Genomic DNA, 14,662 nt, shown 5'->3' with positions numbered 1-14,662 from the left:
CTCTATTTCCGTAACGGCTTAGGTCAAATCCTGACTATAAGCATCAACGATTTTCCGGACAAGTGGGTGACGTACGACATCAGCTGAGCCAAAGTGCTCAAAATGAATTCCTTTGACATTACCGAGCAAATGTAACGCTTCTTGTAGACCAGACGTTTTTCCACGCGGAAGATCGACTTGTGTTAAATCGCCCGTAACAATCATCTTCGAATGAAATCCGAGACGCGTCAGGAACATCTTCATTTGTTCCCGTGTCGTATTTTGCGCTTCATCGAGAATGACAAAAGCATGTTCAAGCGTCCGTCCGCGCATGTAGGCAAGCGGTGCGATTTCGATGACACCACGTTCAAGCAGACGAGCCGTATGCTCGACACCAAGCACGTCATGTAGCGCATCATATAGAGGACGTAGATAGGGATCGACTTTTTCTTTAAGATCCCCTGGAAGAAATCCTAGATTTTCTCCTGCTTCTACTGCCGGACGCGTCAGGACGAGTCGTTTGACGTGACCTTCTTTTAACGCTTTTGCCGCCATCACGACAGCAAGATACGTTTTTCCGGTTCCCGCTGGTCCAATACCAAATGTCAAATCACAGCGGTCGATTCCCCGAACGTAACGTGCTTGACCGAGTGTCTTTGCACGAAGTGGTTTTCCTTTATGATTCGTATGAATGACCGTATCGTAAAGTTCTAGCAGTTCATCCACACGATCTTGACGTGCCAGTTGAATGGCGCTCGTCGCGTCACGTTCCGTCAAAACAGCTCCACGATTCACAAGTTGTTTCAAGACGCCTACGACCTGCCCTGCTAAGATTACAGACTGCTCCTGTTCGGATTGTGCCAACAGCTCATCTCCTCGATGGGTCAGCTGAACGTCAAGTTCTGCTTCCATCGTACGTAAGACTGCATCATTCGGACCGACGAATGCTTGAATCTGTTCTGAATTCGAAAATGCAAATGGGATTCTTTCGTTGAATATCACGTTGTGAATGGCCTCCTAGTCATGGATAACAAGTTGTCATCGCTTCATATCTAATCTCTTCCACTTTAGCACTTCCGCCGAAAAGATGGAAAGAAAAACCCGTTCCCACCTTTTAGGAAATAAAAAGAGTCGATCCTACGCGTTTCGTAGGATCAACTCACTGTCTAATCATCATCGTTTTCGTTTTGAAACGGGTGCACCCAGAACCTCACTCCAGACGATGGCACGACGCATTTCATCTTGTGAGAGTCTCGTCGCTGATGCCGAACGACTCGACGTTCCAATAGCACTGTCTGCGACGCTATCTTTAATTTCACCGATCGTCGAAGAGGACATCCCTTTTTTCGAATGTTGTTTCTGACGCTGCTCCAAACGTTGTTGTAATTCCGTTCGTTCATGAACGGGTCGCGCTTTCGTTTGGGTTACCCCCGGTTGTTTCTTCGCGGGTGCTTTTTTACGAACGACAGGTGGAGGTACCATCTCTTGTCGCGCCGTATCCACCTGTTCGGTTATTTGTTTCACGTAGTCACCGAACTCCTTTGAAGGTGTCCGGTTCGTCTGCTTCGGTTTTTTATCCGCTGCTTTTGAGATGACGGAGATGACACCGAATGCGATCATCAATCCGACCCATATGATATCCATACCGTCTCACCCTTTATTGTGAGTCATTTGGTGATGATTGCCCACCGATTGCTTGACGCATTTTCGTATCTGCCGTTACGTTCAAGTAGTTCGCATAATCCATGACGCCAAAGTTACCGTCACGCATCGCTTCAGCGATCGCAAGCGGCACTTCCGCTTCAGCAGCGACAACCTTCGCACGCATCTCTTCAACACGTGATTTCATCTCTTGTTCACTTGCGATCGCCATTGCGCGACGTTCTTCCGCTTTCGCTTGCGCAATGTTCTTATCTGCTTCTGCTTGATCCGTCTGCAGAACCGCACCGATATTCTTACCGATATCAATATCTGCAATATCAATCGAGAGAATCTCGAACGCCGTACCCGAATCGAGTCCTTTTGCAAGAACCGTCCGTGAGATCATCTCTGGATTCTCAAGTACTTCTTTTTGGTCATTACATGAACCAATGGTTGAGATGACACCCTCACCAACACGTGCGATGACTGTTTCTTCTCCAGCACCACCGACGAGACGATCGATGTTCGCACGTACCGTGATCCGGGCTTTCGCTTTCACTTCGATCCCGTTCATCGCCACACCGGCGATGAATGGTGTTTCGATGACTTTCGGGTTAACCGACATTTGAACAGCTTCCAAAACGTTACGACCAGCAAGATCAATCGCCGCTGCGCGTTCGAAACTCAACTCGATATTCGCACGGTGTGCTGCAATCAAGGCATTGACGACACGGTCAACGTTACCACCGGCAAGGAAGTGACTTTCCAGTTGATTCGTATTCAAATTCAATCCCGCTTTTACCGCCTTGATCAACGGATTAACGATCTTAGACGGTGTTACTCGACGAAGACGCATCCCGACTAATGTAAAGATCGATACGCGCACTCCCGCTGCGAGCGAGCTGATCCAAAGTGGAATCGGAACGAGCGTGAAGAAAATGGCGAGGAAAATTAAAATTCCTCCGGATATGAGTAATACAGTCAATAATTCAGGTGTCATGTGTGGGACTCCTCCTTCGTATGTTGGACTCTAACAACGACGCGTCCATGCGTCACTTCTTTTACGACGATCGTTTCCCCCGCTTGAATGAAGGTCCCTTCCGTAACAGCATCGATTCGATTTCCGTCGATTTCAATTGTTCCTGACGGACGAAGAGGTGTCAGACTGACTCCTTCTTGTCCTAACAGTTGCACTTTGTCTTGATGAGAAAGATAGCCTTTTTCAGACGATGTGGAATCTGTCAAAATCAAACCTCTCCATAATAAGGATTGATTCGATTTAATTCTGCGATATGCCCAGTATCCGGCCGCAAGTGATAGAAATACAGCAAGTCCAACCGCTATGCCTACTTGACCAACTGTAGCACCTGCCATGATCAGACTAGCAAGGACAGCGCCAATTCCGAGGACTCCAAAGATTCCGAACCCTGTGACGAATATTTCGACCAGTAACATGAGGACCCCGATCATGAAGACCGCCAAAATCATCCCTAAGCTAAACGTCATGCGTACGTTCACCCCTTTTCATTCGTGTCAGAAGCTGCTTCTTTTGCACTTTGATTCGTTACTATAATTATATACGCTTTCAAAACAAAAAGGTTTCATGACTATTCTGAATTCATCAAGAAACTTTTAATTGTGACAGGAACGACAAAAAAAGGTGCCCCGAAGGACACCTTTTCCATGTATTAAACGAGCCGTTGTTTGACGAGTCGATTAATTAATGCACCGTCTGCTTTGCCTTTAAGCTGTGGCATGACGATACCCATTACTTTCCCCATATCTGAAGGAGCAGAGGCACCCGTCTGCGCAATAGCTGCGTCGACGATTTCCTGTACTTCTTCCTCGGAAAGCTGTTTTGGCATATAAGCTTCGAGCACGACAATCTCTGCTTGAATTTTCTCGACGAGATCGTGACGACCAGCGCTTTCGAATTCTCGGAGGGAGTCGTTGCGCTGCTTCATTTCACGTGAAAGAATCGTTAATTCTTCCTCGTCCGTCAATTCTTGCTTACCGAGTTTGATCGTTTCATTTTGCAGCGATGATTTCACCATCCGAATCGTCGTAAGACGATCTTTTTCACGTAGACGCATGGCTTCTTTCATATCCGCTGTCAAACGCTCCTGAAGACTCATGAGGATACACCCTCTCTAACGTTAGAACTTCTTACGCTTACGCGCAGCCTCCGATTTAAGCTTACGTTTTACACTTGGCTTTTCGTAGTGTTTACGTTTACGAACTTCTGCAAGCGTACCATCTTTTGAAACACCACGTTTGAAGCGACGAAGTGCGTCTTCAAGTGATTCATTTTTACGTACACGAGTTTCCACTAGTTTTCCCTCCCTCCGATATTACCGACTAAAGGAAACGTGTCAGACACGTCATACAACATTATAGTAGGAATATACAATTTGGTCAACAGTTGATTCTAGCGACTTTTCTATACCCTACGCTGTTCCTTTTTGTTCTTTTCTATCCTCTCATGGTTGCATCCGTTTGACAACAAAATCTAGTCATTCCTGCATCAAAATCCAGAAACTTTTTTGTAAGCGTTATCATGTATTTTTTAAAATGTTTTGTCAAAATGGGTGATGATGTGTCAAAATATAGACAATTATCAAATAAAGGAGTGTGACATCACTTATGAAAGAAGCAAAGCGCATCATCTGGGGATTAATTCTCGGGGTGATCCTCGGAATCATTCTTGCAACCTTACCGGATAAGTCGATTTATGAGGGATTGAATAAATATGCTTTACAGCCCATCGGGACAATCTTCCTGAACCTGATTAAGATGCTCGTCGTACCGATCGTCTTCTTCTCGATCACTCTCGGTGTCATGGGGCTCGGGAATCCAAAAGAGCTTGGTCGTGTCGGCGGAAAGGCAATCGGCTACTTCATGACGACGACGGCTGTCGCGATTGTCATTGCTCTCGGTTTGTCATTACTGATTAAACCGGGTACTCTCGGAAGCTTCTCTACGAATAACCTTGAATACGATAGTGGAAGTCTTCCCGATACGAGTTTGATCAACACAATCGTCGGTATGTTCCCGACGAACCCGATCACCTCGATGGCAGAAGGCAACATGTTGCAAATCATCGTCTTCAGTGTGTTCGTCGGTTTTGGAATCACATTCCTCGGTAAAAAAGTCTCGACGTTACGGACATTCGTCGAACAAGGAAACGAATTGATGACGTACCTCATCACACTCGTCATGAAGATGGCTCCGCTTGGAGCATTTGCTTTGATCGCATCAGCAGTCGGTTCACAAGGTTGGGAATCGCTAAAAGCAATGTTCTTCTATATGCTCGTCGTTGTTCTAGCGTTAGTCGTTCATTCTTTATTCACATATGGTTCGACTGTTTCGTTACTCGGGAAGATGAACCCGTTCTTCTTCTTTAAGAAGTTCGCACCTGTCATGTTGTTTGCTTTCTCGACGTCTTCGTCGAACGCAACACTTCCTGTCGCGATGCAAACGGCTCAAAAAGAGTTGAAGGTTCCGCGTTCCGTCTCAAGTTTCGTCCAACCTCTTGGTGCGACGATCAACATGGATGGAACAGCGATCATGCAAGGTGTCGCGACTGTCTTCATCGCGCAAGTCTACGCTGTTGATTTAACGCCAGGTCAACTTGCGACTGTCGTCCTGACAGCTGTTCTTGCCTCAGTCGGTACAGCCGGTGTACCGGGTGTCGGTCTCGTCATGTTGACGATGGTTCTTCAATCGGTCAATCTACCGGTCGAAGGGATTGCATTGATCATCGGTGTCGATCGTCTTCTTGATATGATGCGGACAGCCGTCAACATCTCTGGCGACGCAGCATGTGCCGTCATCGTCGCGAAATCGGAAGAAGGTAATCTGAAAGAAGAAGAGAACGAAGAAACGGATGAGCGTTACGCTTGATTGCACGTTTCTCGACTGACGAAAAGGACGTTCCGCCAACTGCGGAACGTCCTTTTTTATCTGTTCACTTATTTTGATAAGACGAATGAGCTAAGTCCTTCGACACGAACCGTACCTGATACTTTACGGATTGCTTTGGTTCCTGCTTGTTTACCATCTACAAGCAACTTCCATTTCCCTGTCGGTAGCTTCATATCGACTGCTGTTCGATTCGCATTATGAATGACGTAGAGATCATCCTTTTGTTGTGGCGCAGCATCATCTAGTCGATAAGCGATGACTTGTGCCGGTGCTGTTTCAAACGTCAGGTAACGACGAATGTCTTTTGCTGTTGCTAAATGAAGTACTGGATTCTTTTTGCGTAACTCGATCAATCCTGTCATATAATCAACGTCTTGTTGACGGTCCATCTTCCGTTTCCAATCGAGCTGATTGACAGAATCCGGTGATTTATACGAGTTATGGTCTCCGCCCTTCGTCCGCATGAAGTCCTGTCCTGCATGGATGAACGTTGTTCCTTGTGACGTCAACAAGATACTTGAAGCCAAACGATGCATCTTCGTCTTCGTTGCGTCATTGTCTTGTGGATTCGTCAGGTTCAACTTATCCCAAAGCGTATGATTATCATGTGCTTCAACGTAAGTGATGGCTTGATCTGGTTCTTGCGTAAATCCTTGAATCTCTTTGTCATAAGCAATCTCTCCGACGATTCCGCGTTTGATGCGCGTTTCAAGACCGGTTGCTCCGTTAATGAAACCCGCATCTGAATCGATGAAGACGCTACCTTTGAGCGCATCGCGTAGATTGTCATTGAAATGTCCGATTCCAGGCATTTGTTTTGTATTCGTTTGGTTGGCCTTCTCTGAATCTGGAAGCGGTGTTCCAAGGCTCCACCCTTCTCCGAATACGAGAATCGACGGATCAATTCGTTTTGTCGCCTGTTTGACAGCATTCATCGTCTTGACGTCGTGAATGCCCATTAAGTCAAAGCGGAATCCATCCCAGTGGTATTCTTTCGCCCAGTAGGAAACAGAGTCAACAATCAATTTGTGCATCATTTGACGCTCAGACGCTGTATCGTTTCCGACACCTGTTCCGTTTGCTAAATCGCCGCCTTCTGTATAACGGTAGTAATAACCAGGAACGATTTTATCAAGGTTTGATGCCTTTGCGTCAAACATGTGGTTGTAAACGACATCCATGACAGCACGAAGTCCATTGTCATGTAGTCCTTGAATCATCTGCTTCATTTCTGTGATTCGGACTTTTGGATCATAGGGATTTGTCGCATACGATCCTTCTGGTGCGTTATAGTTCTTCGGATCATAACCCCAGTTGTACGATTTAAGCGGGTTCGTCTCATCGACGGATGCTGTGTTGAAATCATAGACTGGAATGAACTGAACGTGCGTGATGCCAAGTTCCTTCAGATGATCAAGTCCCGTCTTCGTCTTCGTTTTTTTACCATCCTTCGTCAAACGTGTACCCGGCTCGATGACGCCGAGATACTTCCCTTTTTGTTTGATACCTGAATCGTAACCCGAGTTCGTCACATCAAACATCGATAAATCACGGACGTGTGATTCATAGATGATCGCGTCTGTCGCATGTCGAAGTGGCATTTTTCCATTCGTCCAGCGTTTTGGATCCGTTTCGCGTAAGTCGACAACGACACCTTGGTCGCCATTGACCGCGACTGCTGTCGCATACGGATCAACAGCACGCGTCGATTCCTTGGCATGTTTGACTTCGTATGTGTATCCGACACCGTCAAGATCGCCCTTGACTGTCACTTGATACACACCACGATCCGTTCGTTCCATCTTGATTTCACGCGTGATATCTTTTGTCGTAGCAGCTTCTTTTTTTGGTAAGCGATACAATTCGAGTTCGACCGCTTGTGCTGTCGGTGCCCAAACTTTAAACGTCGTCTTTGATTTTTGATAGTCGACACCGAGTTTTCCATCGTAGGCATACTTTTGGTCGAATGCTTTCGAACGGAGCACTTTACCTGCTTCAAGGACTGCTTCTCCAAAAACAGGATGAGATGCTCGGACGACTTTTCCTAAATCGATATCTGAAGTGACTTCGACTTTTATCGTTTTAGAATCGATTGCTGACACGACTGGATTCGTCACGCCTTCAAACGTAAATGCCTTTAAGTCTTCTTCCGTCAATGGTGCATTCGTTTTTAATGTCATCGTTCGGAAGTCATCTGCTAAAAAGCTTGTGATTTTCGGTGTACGATCGATTTCCGGTTTGCTGTAGTATACCGTCTGATCCCCTTCAATCAACCAGATGTCTTTCGCCCCTGCATAAAAGAAACGATCAGCTCCGTCTTTTTCCGACCATCCTTCAAGATGAGGAATGACGCCTGCAAGACGTGCTTTCGTCGGATTATCGAGTGTTACCTTGGCAACGGCACCGAACTCATCTTGTTTGTCGAACTCGAATCGCTTGCCATCTTGCTCTTCCGGCCAAGACCAGACACCATACTTGTCATAATCATTGTCATACCGGTAATAATGGATGTTCGTATCAATTTTTTCGACATCTGCTCCATTGCTTGGATTGACTGTCGAGATGTTCTTACTTCCCGACTCGATCCAGATTTCAGCAACACCATTTTTAATCATATCTTTCGTAATGAAGCGATCATTCTCAGATCCCCCATCCTTGTTCCAGTTATCATCTCGAACGATGAAGCCGATTTTTTCCGGCTGATCAACTGGGAATTCATAAGCTGCGATTTTTCCGTAAGCATCCTCGCCGTTAAAAGCGTGAGCTTTATTCGGAAAATAATCCGGTCCATTTGCCCATAACCACAGATTCCAATCCTTTGTGGCATTCGGGTCTTCCTTGTAGTGAATGATGACCAATGTCGACTTCCCTTTTTCCAGTGCTTGACCGGATAAAGAGAGTCCACTAAATATCAGTGCAAACGTTAGCGCAACGATACAAACGAATCTCATGCGTTTCATACGGTAGCCATCTCCTTTTGGTATGTAATCGTTTTCATTTTGCATCCGTTTACAAGTCCTGTCAAAGCCTATTTCATCGGTTTGATCGAAAATAAGACTTTTGAACCAAGCACTTTTTTTCAAAAAGAACGATGGTTGCTTCAGAGACAAACAGGAAAAAGCGCCTCCACAATAATGTGCTAGAGACGCTCATCCTGGTTTGTTTGATGGCTTACGATCGTGCGAGAAGTGTAGCAATCGTCTGCTTCGTCTGTTCCATTGATTCGTCCGATGCAAAGAAATACCAGACACCATCACTTGCGATATATCCTTCTCCCTCGATTTTCAGTGGCTTCAATTGCTCGAACCCCCGCTGATTCTCCTGCGCTAGCTGCGCTGCGACATCAAGTCCGATATTCGTCGTAAAGTTGTTTTTCATGACATCCGTGATCTTTTCGAGTTGCGTCAACAACTGTGGTCCAGCAAGCTTCATTCCGACGGCTTCTAGCACTTGACGCTGACGAATTTGTCGACCCATATCGCCGAGTGGATCTTGCTTTCGCATACGTGCGTAACCACTCGCTTCAAGACCCGTCAGATGAATTTTCCCTTTCTCATACTCCTTTTGAAGACGACGGTCGTTCCAACTGAAGGCAGATGGATTGTCGACTGTGACACCTCCAACAGCATCGACCAATTCAATCAATCCATCCATGTTGATCTTCGCATAATAAGGAATATCGGTCTCAAACGTCTGCTCCACCGTTTCGACTGTCTCTTTCACACCCCCATAGGCATAGGTATGATTGATTTTAGTCTTTTCGCCAGACGGCACGGTTACCTGCATATCTCTTGGAATGGACAGGGAAGTCGCTTGTCTTGTTTTTGGATTGAATGAAAGAAGCATGATGGCATCGGCACGTCCTTTATCATTTTTCCGTTCATCCACACCAAGTAACAAGACATTGACCGGCTTCATCGATTCGAGTGGCTTCGGCTGCTCTCCATCTAACGGTGTTAAGAACGCGTCTGCCGTTTGCTTCACTTTTAAAAAAGCTAAACCAGCTGATGTACTAGCAATCAGAACGACCACAAGCAGGAGAGCACTCAATACGCGCCAAACAAGACGCGGTTTTCTTTTCGCCATTCGGGATCTCATATCATGAACTCCTTCATAGTGTGTTTTCATACGTCTTCATCAATCCGGCAATGTTCGAGTTATGCAGGAACAACACGGAGTCGACTTGTTTTTGTTTAGCAAACTGCGAAACGTCGAATGATTTTGGCACATAACGAACGTCGACGACTTCCAGATTGGCACTTTTAGCAAGAAACGGTAAGACAGGATTCGCGAATGAATCCTTTAAGACGAGAATCGTTGGTCGATCTTTCTTCGCCTGCTCCTTCATCGACATGATGCCGTGATTGCCGCGCAAGAATACTTCATACCGATCGACGTAATCTCCCTCCTGCTGAACGAAGGATTCATCAATGACTGGGCGGTCGCATGCCCCGTCGTAACAGACATCGATCCCTTTAAAGAATGCTGGTCCATAATAAGCTAATCGATCACCAGACGTCGCGTACGCAAGTGTCGTCTTTCGTGCCAATGAACCATAGTAGGCATGTTCATCCTCTTTACGATTGGCTTTTGATGGTATGACTGGTCGTAAGTCCATCCCTTTCGTAATCGTCTGATACGCCGACGCCGCCCCGTCGATATTCCAGTGATGGTCCGTCTTGAAGTAATCCGTTAGCTTTAATTGATCGAGTGACAAATTCGTCATCCCGGCAGCCTTGAAGTCACGAATCATTCCTGCGTATCGTGTCCGTGCGTTCGAAGCAACATACGATGGAATCAACTGATCGCGTTCAGCAATGACCGTCTTCGATGGAGCTAGCGCCATATAGACGGGTCGATCGACTTCTTGAACGAATTTTTGAAACGCGTTTGGAATCTGGACTTTTGTCGAGGCACTCGGCTCGATCATATAGCCATTTTTAGCTGTATAGATTCCATTTCGAAATGGTTGCCGGAAGACATCCTTTGATAGCAGTGCTTGCATCTCAACGAACGTCCCCCGCAATAGCAGTTGATCCGTGAAATACGTCTCCATCTTCAGCATGTCTTTTCCAGTCGCGATTCCTTCGATCGTTGGTTCAACTGATTGAGCGAGTGTACGGTTTTCGAGCTGGGAACGCACACGATCCTCTCGGACGATTGTTCCGATACCAATCGTTAACAAGATGAGTAAAAAACTAATCGTCGTCACCCACATCATGATCCGTTCAAAAGAAGTCGTCCGTTTTTGTCCCTGCTTATTTTCTGTTTCAAGTGGCTGTGCCATCAGTAGACCTCCTTTTTAGAAGCGGAAATAGATGAATGGGTTAAACGTACTTGCAACAAGTGCTGATGTCGCCAAAAATAGTAGCAACATCGCATATCCATACTGCATCGTCGTACCAATTCTTCCGAGTGACACGACTAATCGCTCTCCGATGATTTTCGGAATCGGTGTCGCTGCGATACACGCGACAAGCAATAGAACACCATTTTGGACAAGCTGATAGCTCGCGCGTTCATCCCAGATCACATCTGGTACGAACATCGCTTGAATGTACGTAACGGCTTCTGGGAACGTCTCGGAACGGAAGAATACCCAACCGACCAACACGAGTACGAGTGTCCAAACGGTCGAGAAGACTGGCATTTTCTCCAACCATTTCCCGAGAAATGCTTTCTCGAGCATGATCCAGATTCCGTAATACGCTCCCCACGCGACGAACGTCCAACTCGCACCATGCCAAAGACCTGTCAGCATCCAGACAATTGCTAAGTTGCGATACTGTAACCACGGTGAGACACGATTTCCACCAAGCGGGATGTAGACATAATCCCGGAACCACGATCCAAGCGAAATGTGCCAACGACGCCAAAATTCAGAAACGGACTTTGAAATGTAGGGATAGTTGAAATTCTCAAGAAAATGAAATCCAAACATCAAAGCTAGTCCAATCGCCATATCACTGTATCCTGAAAAATCGAAATAGATTTGTAAGGCGTAGGCGATGATGCCAATCCAAGCAAGCCCCATCGAGAGATCTTTCATGTTGAAGATGGCATCCGCGATCTGACCACATCCATTGGCAAGAATCAGTTTTTTAGCTAAGCCGATCGTAAACCGACGAACCCCTCGGGCAAAATCGGAAACGGTCTCTTCTCGTGACTCGATTTGACTCGCAATCGTGTTATAGCGAACGATCGGACCCGCGACGAGTTGGGGAAAGAACGCGATATAAAGGGCGAGGTCAAGCGGATTCTTTTGCACCGCTTCCTTCCCTTTGTAGATGTCGATGACATAACTCATCGCATGAAACGTATAGAACGAGATTCCGAGTGGCAAGACGACTTCTGGTACGAACCAGCCTAATCCGAATGTCTCGTTGACTGAACGAACAAAAAATCCGCTGTACTTGAACCAGCCGAGTAATCCCAGATTGACTGCGATCATACTGAACATGATCCATTTGACACCGATTCTGTGTCGATACAGATCGACGAACAAGGCGAAGAAGTAGTTGATCGTGACGCTCAGTAGCATTAGCAACGCAAAACGCGGTTCTCCGAATGCATAAAAGAATAGACTCGTCACTAATAACCAGCCATTTCGGAAGCTGCGTGGGAGTAAGTAATAGACGATCAACACAGTCGGTAAGAACAGAAATAAGAAAATCGTCGAACTAAATAGCATACGTCGCTTCCTCCCCTGCCGTGACATGTTGCACAATCTGAATGTCCCGGAGATGGACCCGGAAGCTCCCCTCTTGCAAGAACTTCCATGCCACCTTGAAATACTTCGCTCCTGGTACTCGTTTCATCTGTACATGAACGACTGTCTCATTCGTCAATGTGACGGTTTCCGTTTCCGATCCCATCCGTTTTTTCTGTCCATATTGCATCTTGAACAGCTGAACGACACATGGTGCATCGACTTCGAAATGACAGGTCACCTCGATGAGATCTCCTGTAATCGTAGCGTCTGATCGGTATAACTTTGAAGGCGGATATTGAAATCCTTGATCAAACAACTGAATGTACAATTTGTCGTCTGCTGTCGCTTCTTGAAAATCAAAATAGACACCATCTGTAGCATCCTCAAGCAAGATTTTTTCCTGCGTTCCGAATGGAAAGAATTGATAAATCGCTGGAGGAATACGTTGACTCATACAGGTACCTCACTCATGATGACATCGACGATTCGCTCCGCCGCTTGTCCATCGCCATAAGGATTCGCCGCTTGTGCCATCGATTGGTAGAACACCTGATCCGTCAACAATTGATGACTCATCGTATAAATCATCTCTGGATTCGTCCCGACGAGCTTCAACGTTCCGGCTTCGACTCCCTCTGGACGCTCTGTCGTTTCCCGTAAGACAAGGACAGGCACGCCGAGCGAAGGTGCTTCCTCTTGAATTCCACCTGAGTCGGTCAGAATGAAGGATGCCCGAGCCGCAAGATTATGGAAGTCAAAGACATCAAGCGGTTCGATCAATTGAATCCGCGAATGATGTTCCAAGCGAGCTGCCGCTTCTAGTACGACCGGATTCGGATGAACCGGATAGACGATTTCAATTTCTGGATGATCATTTGCTAACCGTTCGATCGCATCAAAAATCGTTGCCAGTTGTAAATGATTCTCACGGCGATGAACGGTCAGCAAGACAAGTTTTCGTCCCGACTTTTCGAGACGTGATAGGACAGGATGCGTATATGTCGGTGATACAGTCGTCTTCAACGCATCGATGACCGTATTACCGGTTACGATGATCGGTGTCTGCTTGTTCTCAGCACGTAAGTTCATGGCAGCCTGTTCGGTCGGTGCAAAATGATAATCCGCCAACACACCTGTCAATTGACGATTCATCTCTTCTGGGAACGGCGCATACTTTTCATATGTCCGTAGTCCTGCTTCCACATGACCGACTGGAATCTGTTGATAGAACGCCGCTAAAGAAGCAGCGAACGTCGTCGTCGTATCCCCATGGACAAGGACGAGATCCGGCTGTTCCTTTTCGAGGACGCGACGCATCGCGTTTAAAATACGCGCCGTCATTTCCTCTAACGTCTGACGCGGACGCATCAAATCCAAGTCATGGTCCGGAGTGATTTCGAACAGTTCAAGGACCTGATCGAGCATCTCTCGGTGTTGTGCTGTAACGACGACGATTGGTTCGACGTCCTGACGATTTTCAAGTGCTTTGACGACCGGCGCCATTTTGATCGCCTCTGGTCGTGTTCCGAATACAAGCATGACACGTTTCATTTACTTCATCCCCTATCTCATTTCATGACGATCGTTCAATCGTCTCGCCCATCATCTGCTGATCCACGGAACCAATCCGTTCCGTTCGTTTCTTAGCTACATAATGGGAGGCTTGCTTTTTTGATAACTGTTTGTACCAATAAAGATATTTATTGTATTCAGCCAACGTTTCGTTCGTCGGACCAAATAGACGTACTTCCCCATATTCCAACCAAAGGATTTTTGTACAGAAACTCTTTACCTGGCTGAGCGAATGACTGACGAAAAAAATCGTTTTCCCTTGATCGCGGAATTCACGCATCTTATCGAGGCACTTTTCAGTAAACGTTTGGTCTCCGACTGAGAGTGCTTCGTCGATGATCAAGATATCTGGATTAATATGAATCGAGATCGCAAAACCAATCCGAGCGCGCATGCCGCTCGAATAAGTCTTGACTGGCTGATCGATGAACTCACCGATGTCAGCGAACTCTAAAATTTCTGGAGTAATCGTCTCGATTTGTCGCTTCGTCAAGCCCATCATCAACCCTTTTAATTCAATATTATCTCGCCCGGTCAGTTGACTATTCAATCCACTAGAGATGGCAATCAATGCCGACTTTCCACCTAATGTGACCCGACCGTACGTCGGTGGTGTCACGTTAGCAAGCAGATGCGATAGTGTCGATTTTCCACTTCCGTTGATGCCAACGACACCGACGATTTCTCCCTCTTCCACAGAAAAGGAGACGTTCTTTAGAGCATAGAACGATTTTCCATTCACCTTACCGAACAACACTTCTTTTAGCTTGTCGATCGGTCGGGCATAGAGCATGTACCGTTTCGATACATTCTCAAACACGACATGACCCATCG

At 46.4% G+C, this 14,662-nt stretch carries 13 protein-coding genes and 1 pseudogene; 1 reads left to right on the top strand and 13 read right to left on the bottom strand.

The features are described 5' to 3' along the window. Positions 1-18: 18 nt before the first annotated feature. The 6 genes from ITJ88_RS10535 to rpsU form a co-directional block, all read right to left on the bottom strand. The gene (locus ITJ88_RS10535; protein ID WP_023467492.1) at positions 19-981 is read right to left on the bottom strand and encodes a PhoH family protein; all 963 of its coding nucleotides are present in this window, start codon (positions 979-981) and stop codon (positions 19-21) included. 171 nt (positions 982-1,152) lie between these two features. Beyond that, a complete protein-coding gene (locus ITJ88_RS10530) occupies positions 1,153-1,623 on the bottom strand; it encodes a hypothetical protein (RefSeq protein WP_195865635.1) in 471 nt (156 codons plus the stop codon). 13 nt (positions 1,624-1,636) lie between these two features. Further along, positions 1,637-2,620, bottom strand: a complete 984-nt coding sequence (gene floA / locus ITJ88_RS10525) for a flotillin-like protein FloA (RefSeq protein ID WP_023467489.1) — start codon at positions 2,618-2,620, stop codon at positions 1,637-1,639. Then, positions 2,617-3,126, bottom strand: coding sequence for an NfeD family protein (locus tag ITJ88_RS10520; RefSeq protein WP_195865634.1), 510 nt, complete (start codon positions 3,124-3,126; stop codon positions 2,617-2,619). Before ITJ88_RS10520 ends, floA begins: the two co-directional genes overlap by 4 nt. A 182-nt stretch (positions 3,127-3,308) precedes the next feature. Then, the gene (locus ITJ88_RS10515) at positions 3,309-3,755 is read right to left on the bottom strand and encodes a GatB/YqeY domain-containing protein (RefSeq protein WP_195865633.1); all 447 of its coding nucleotides are present in this window, start codon (positions 3,753-3,755) and stop codon (positions 3,309-3,311) included. A 21-nt stretch (positions 3,756-3,776) separates the two neighbouring features. Further along, positions 3,777-3,950, bottom strand: a complete 174-nt coding sequence (rpsU, locus tag ITJ88_RS10510) for a 30S ribosomal protein S21 (protein ID WP_012369719.1) — start codon at positions 3,948-3,950, stop codon at positions 3,777-3,779. Positions 3,951-4,263: 313 nt separating this feature from the next. Here rpsU and ITJ88_RS10505 point away from each other — a divergent pair, with 313 nt between their 5' ends. Beyond that, positions 4,264-5,523, top strand: a complete 1,260-nt coding sequence (locus ITJ88_RS10505; RefSeq protein WP_195865632.1) for a dicarboxylate/amino acid:cation symporter — start codon at positions 4,264-4,266, stop codon at positions 5,521-5,523. 68 nt (positions 5,524-5,591) lie between these two features. Here the strand turns inward: ITJ88_RS10505 and pulA are convergent, their stop codons facing one another. The 7 genes and pseudogenes from pulA to tagH all read right to left on the bottom strand — a co-directional run. Continuing rightward, a complete protein-coding gene (pulA, locus tag ITJ88_RS10500; RefSeq protein WP_195865631.1) occupies positions 5,592-8,504 on the bottom strand; it encodes a type I pullulanase in 2,913 nt (970 codons plus the stop codon). Positions 8,505-8,715: 211 nt separating this feature from the next. Then, on the bottom strand, positions 8,716-9,630 hold the full coding sequence (locus ITJ88_RS10495) for an LCP family protein (protein WP_230088810.1): 915 nt from the start codon (positions 9,628-9,630) through the stop codon (positions 8,716-8,718). 25 nt (positions 9,631-9,655) lie between these two features. Then, positions 9,656-10,831, bottom strand: coding sequence for a DHHW family protein (locus ITJ88_RS10490; RefSeq protein ID WP_195865629.1), 1,176 nt, complete (start codon positions 10,829-10,831; stop codon positions 9,656-9,658). 15 nt (positions 10,832-10,846) lie between these two features. Continuing rightward, positions 10,847-12,235, bottom strand: a complete 1,389-nt coding sequence (locus ITJ88_RS10485) for an MBOAT family O-acyltransferase (protein ID WP_195865628.1) — start codon at positions 12,233-12,235, stop codon at positions 10,847-10,849. Further along, positions 12,225-12,710, bottom strand: coding sequence for a hypothetical protein (locus ITJ88_RS10480; protein WP_195865627.1), 486 nt, complete (start codon positions 12,708-12,710; stop codon positions 12,225-12,227). Before ITJ88_RS10480 ends, ITJ88_RS10485 begins: the two co-directional genes overlap by 11 nt. Beyond that, positions 12,707-13,807, bottom strand: a complete 1,101-nt coding sequence (wecB, locus tag ITJ88_RS10475; RefSeq protein ID WP_195865626.1) for a non-hydrolyzing UDP-N-acetylglucosamine 2-epimerase — start codon at positions 13,805-13,807, stop codon at positions 12,707-12,709. Before wecB ends, ITJ88_RS10480 begins: the two co-directional genes overlap by 4 nt. A gap of 112 nt (positions 13,808-13,919) precedes the next feature. Beyond that, positions 13,920-14,660 (bottom strand): annotated as a pseudogene (tagH, locus tag ITJ88_RS10470) (teichoic acids export ABC transporter ATP-binding subunit TagH); the annotation flags it as partial. Positions 14,661-14,662 lie beyond the last annotated feature (2 nt).

The sequence above is a fragment of the Exiguobacterium abrahamii genome, assembly GCF_015645365.1.
Lineage (GTDB): Bacteria > Bacillota > Bacilli > Exiguobacteriales > Exiguobacteriaceae > Exiguobacterium_A > Exiguobacterium_A abrahamii.
This window is presented reverse-complemented; position numbering and strand designations above follow the sequence as displayed.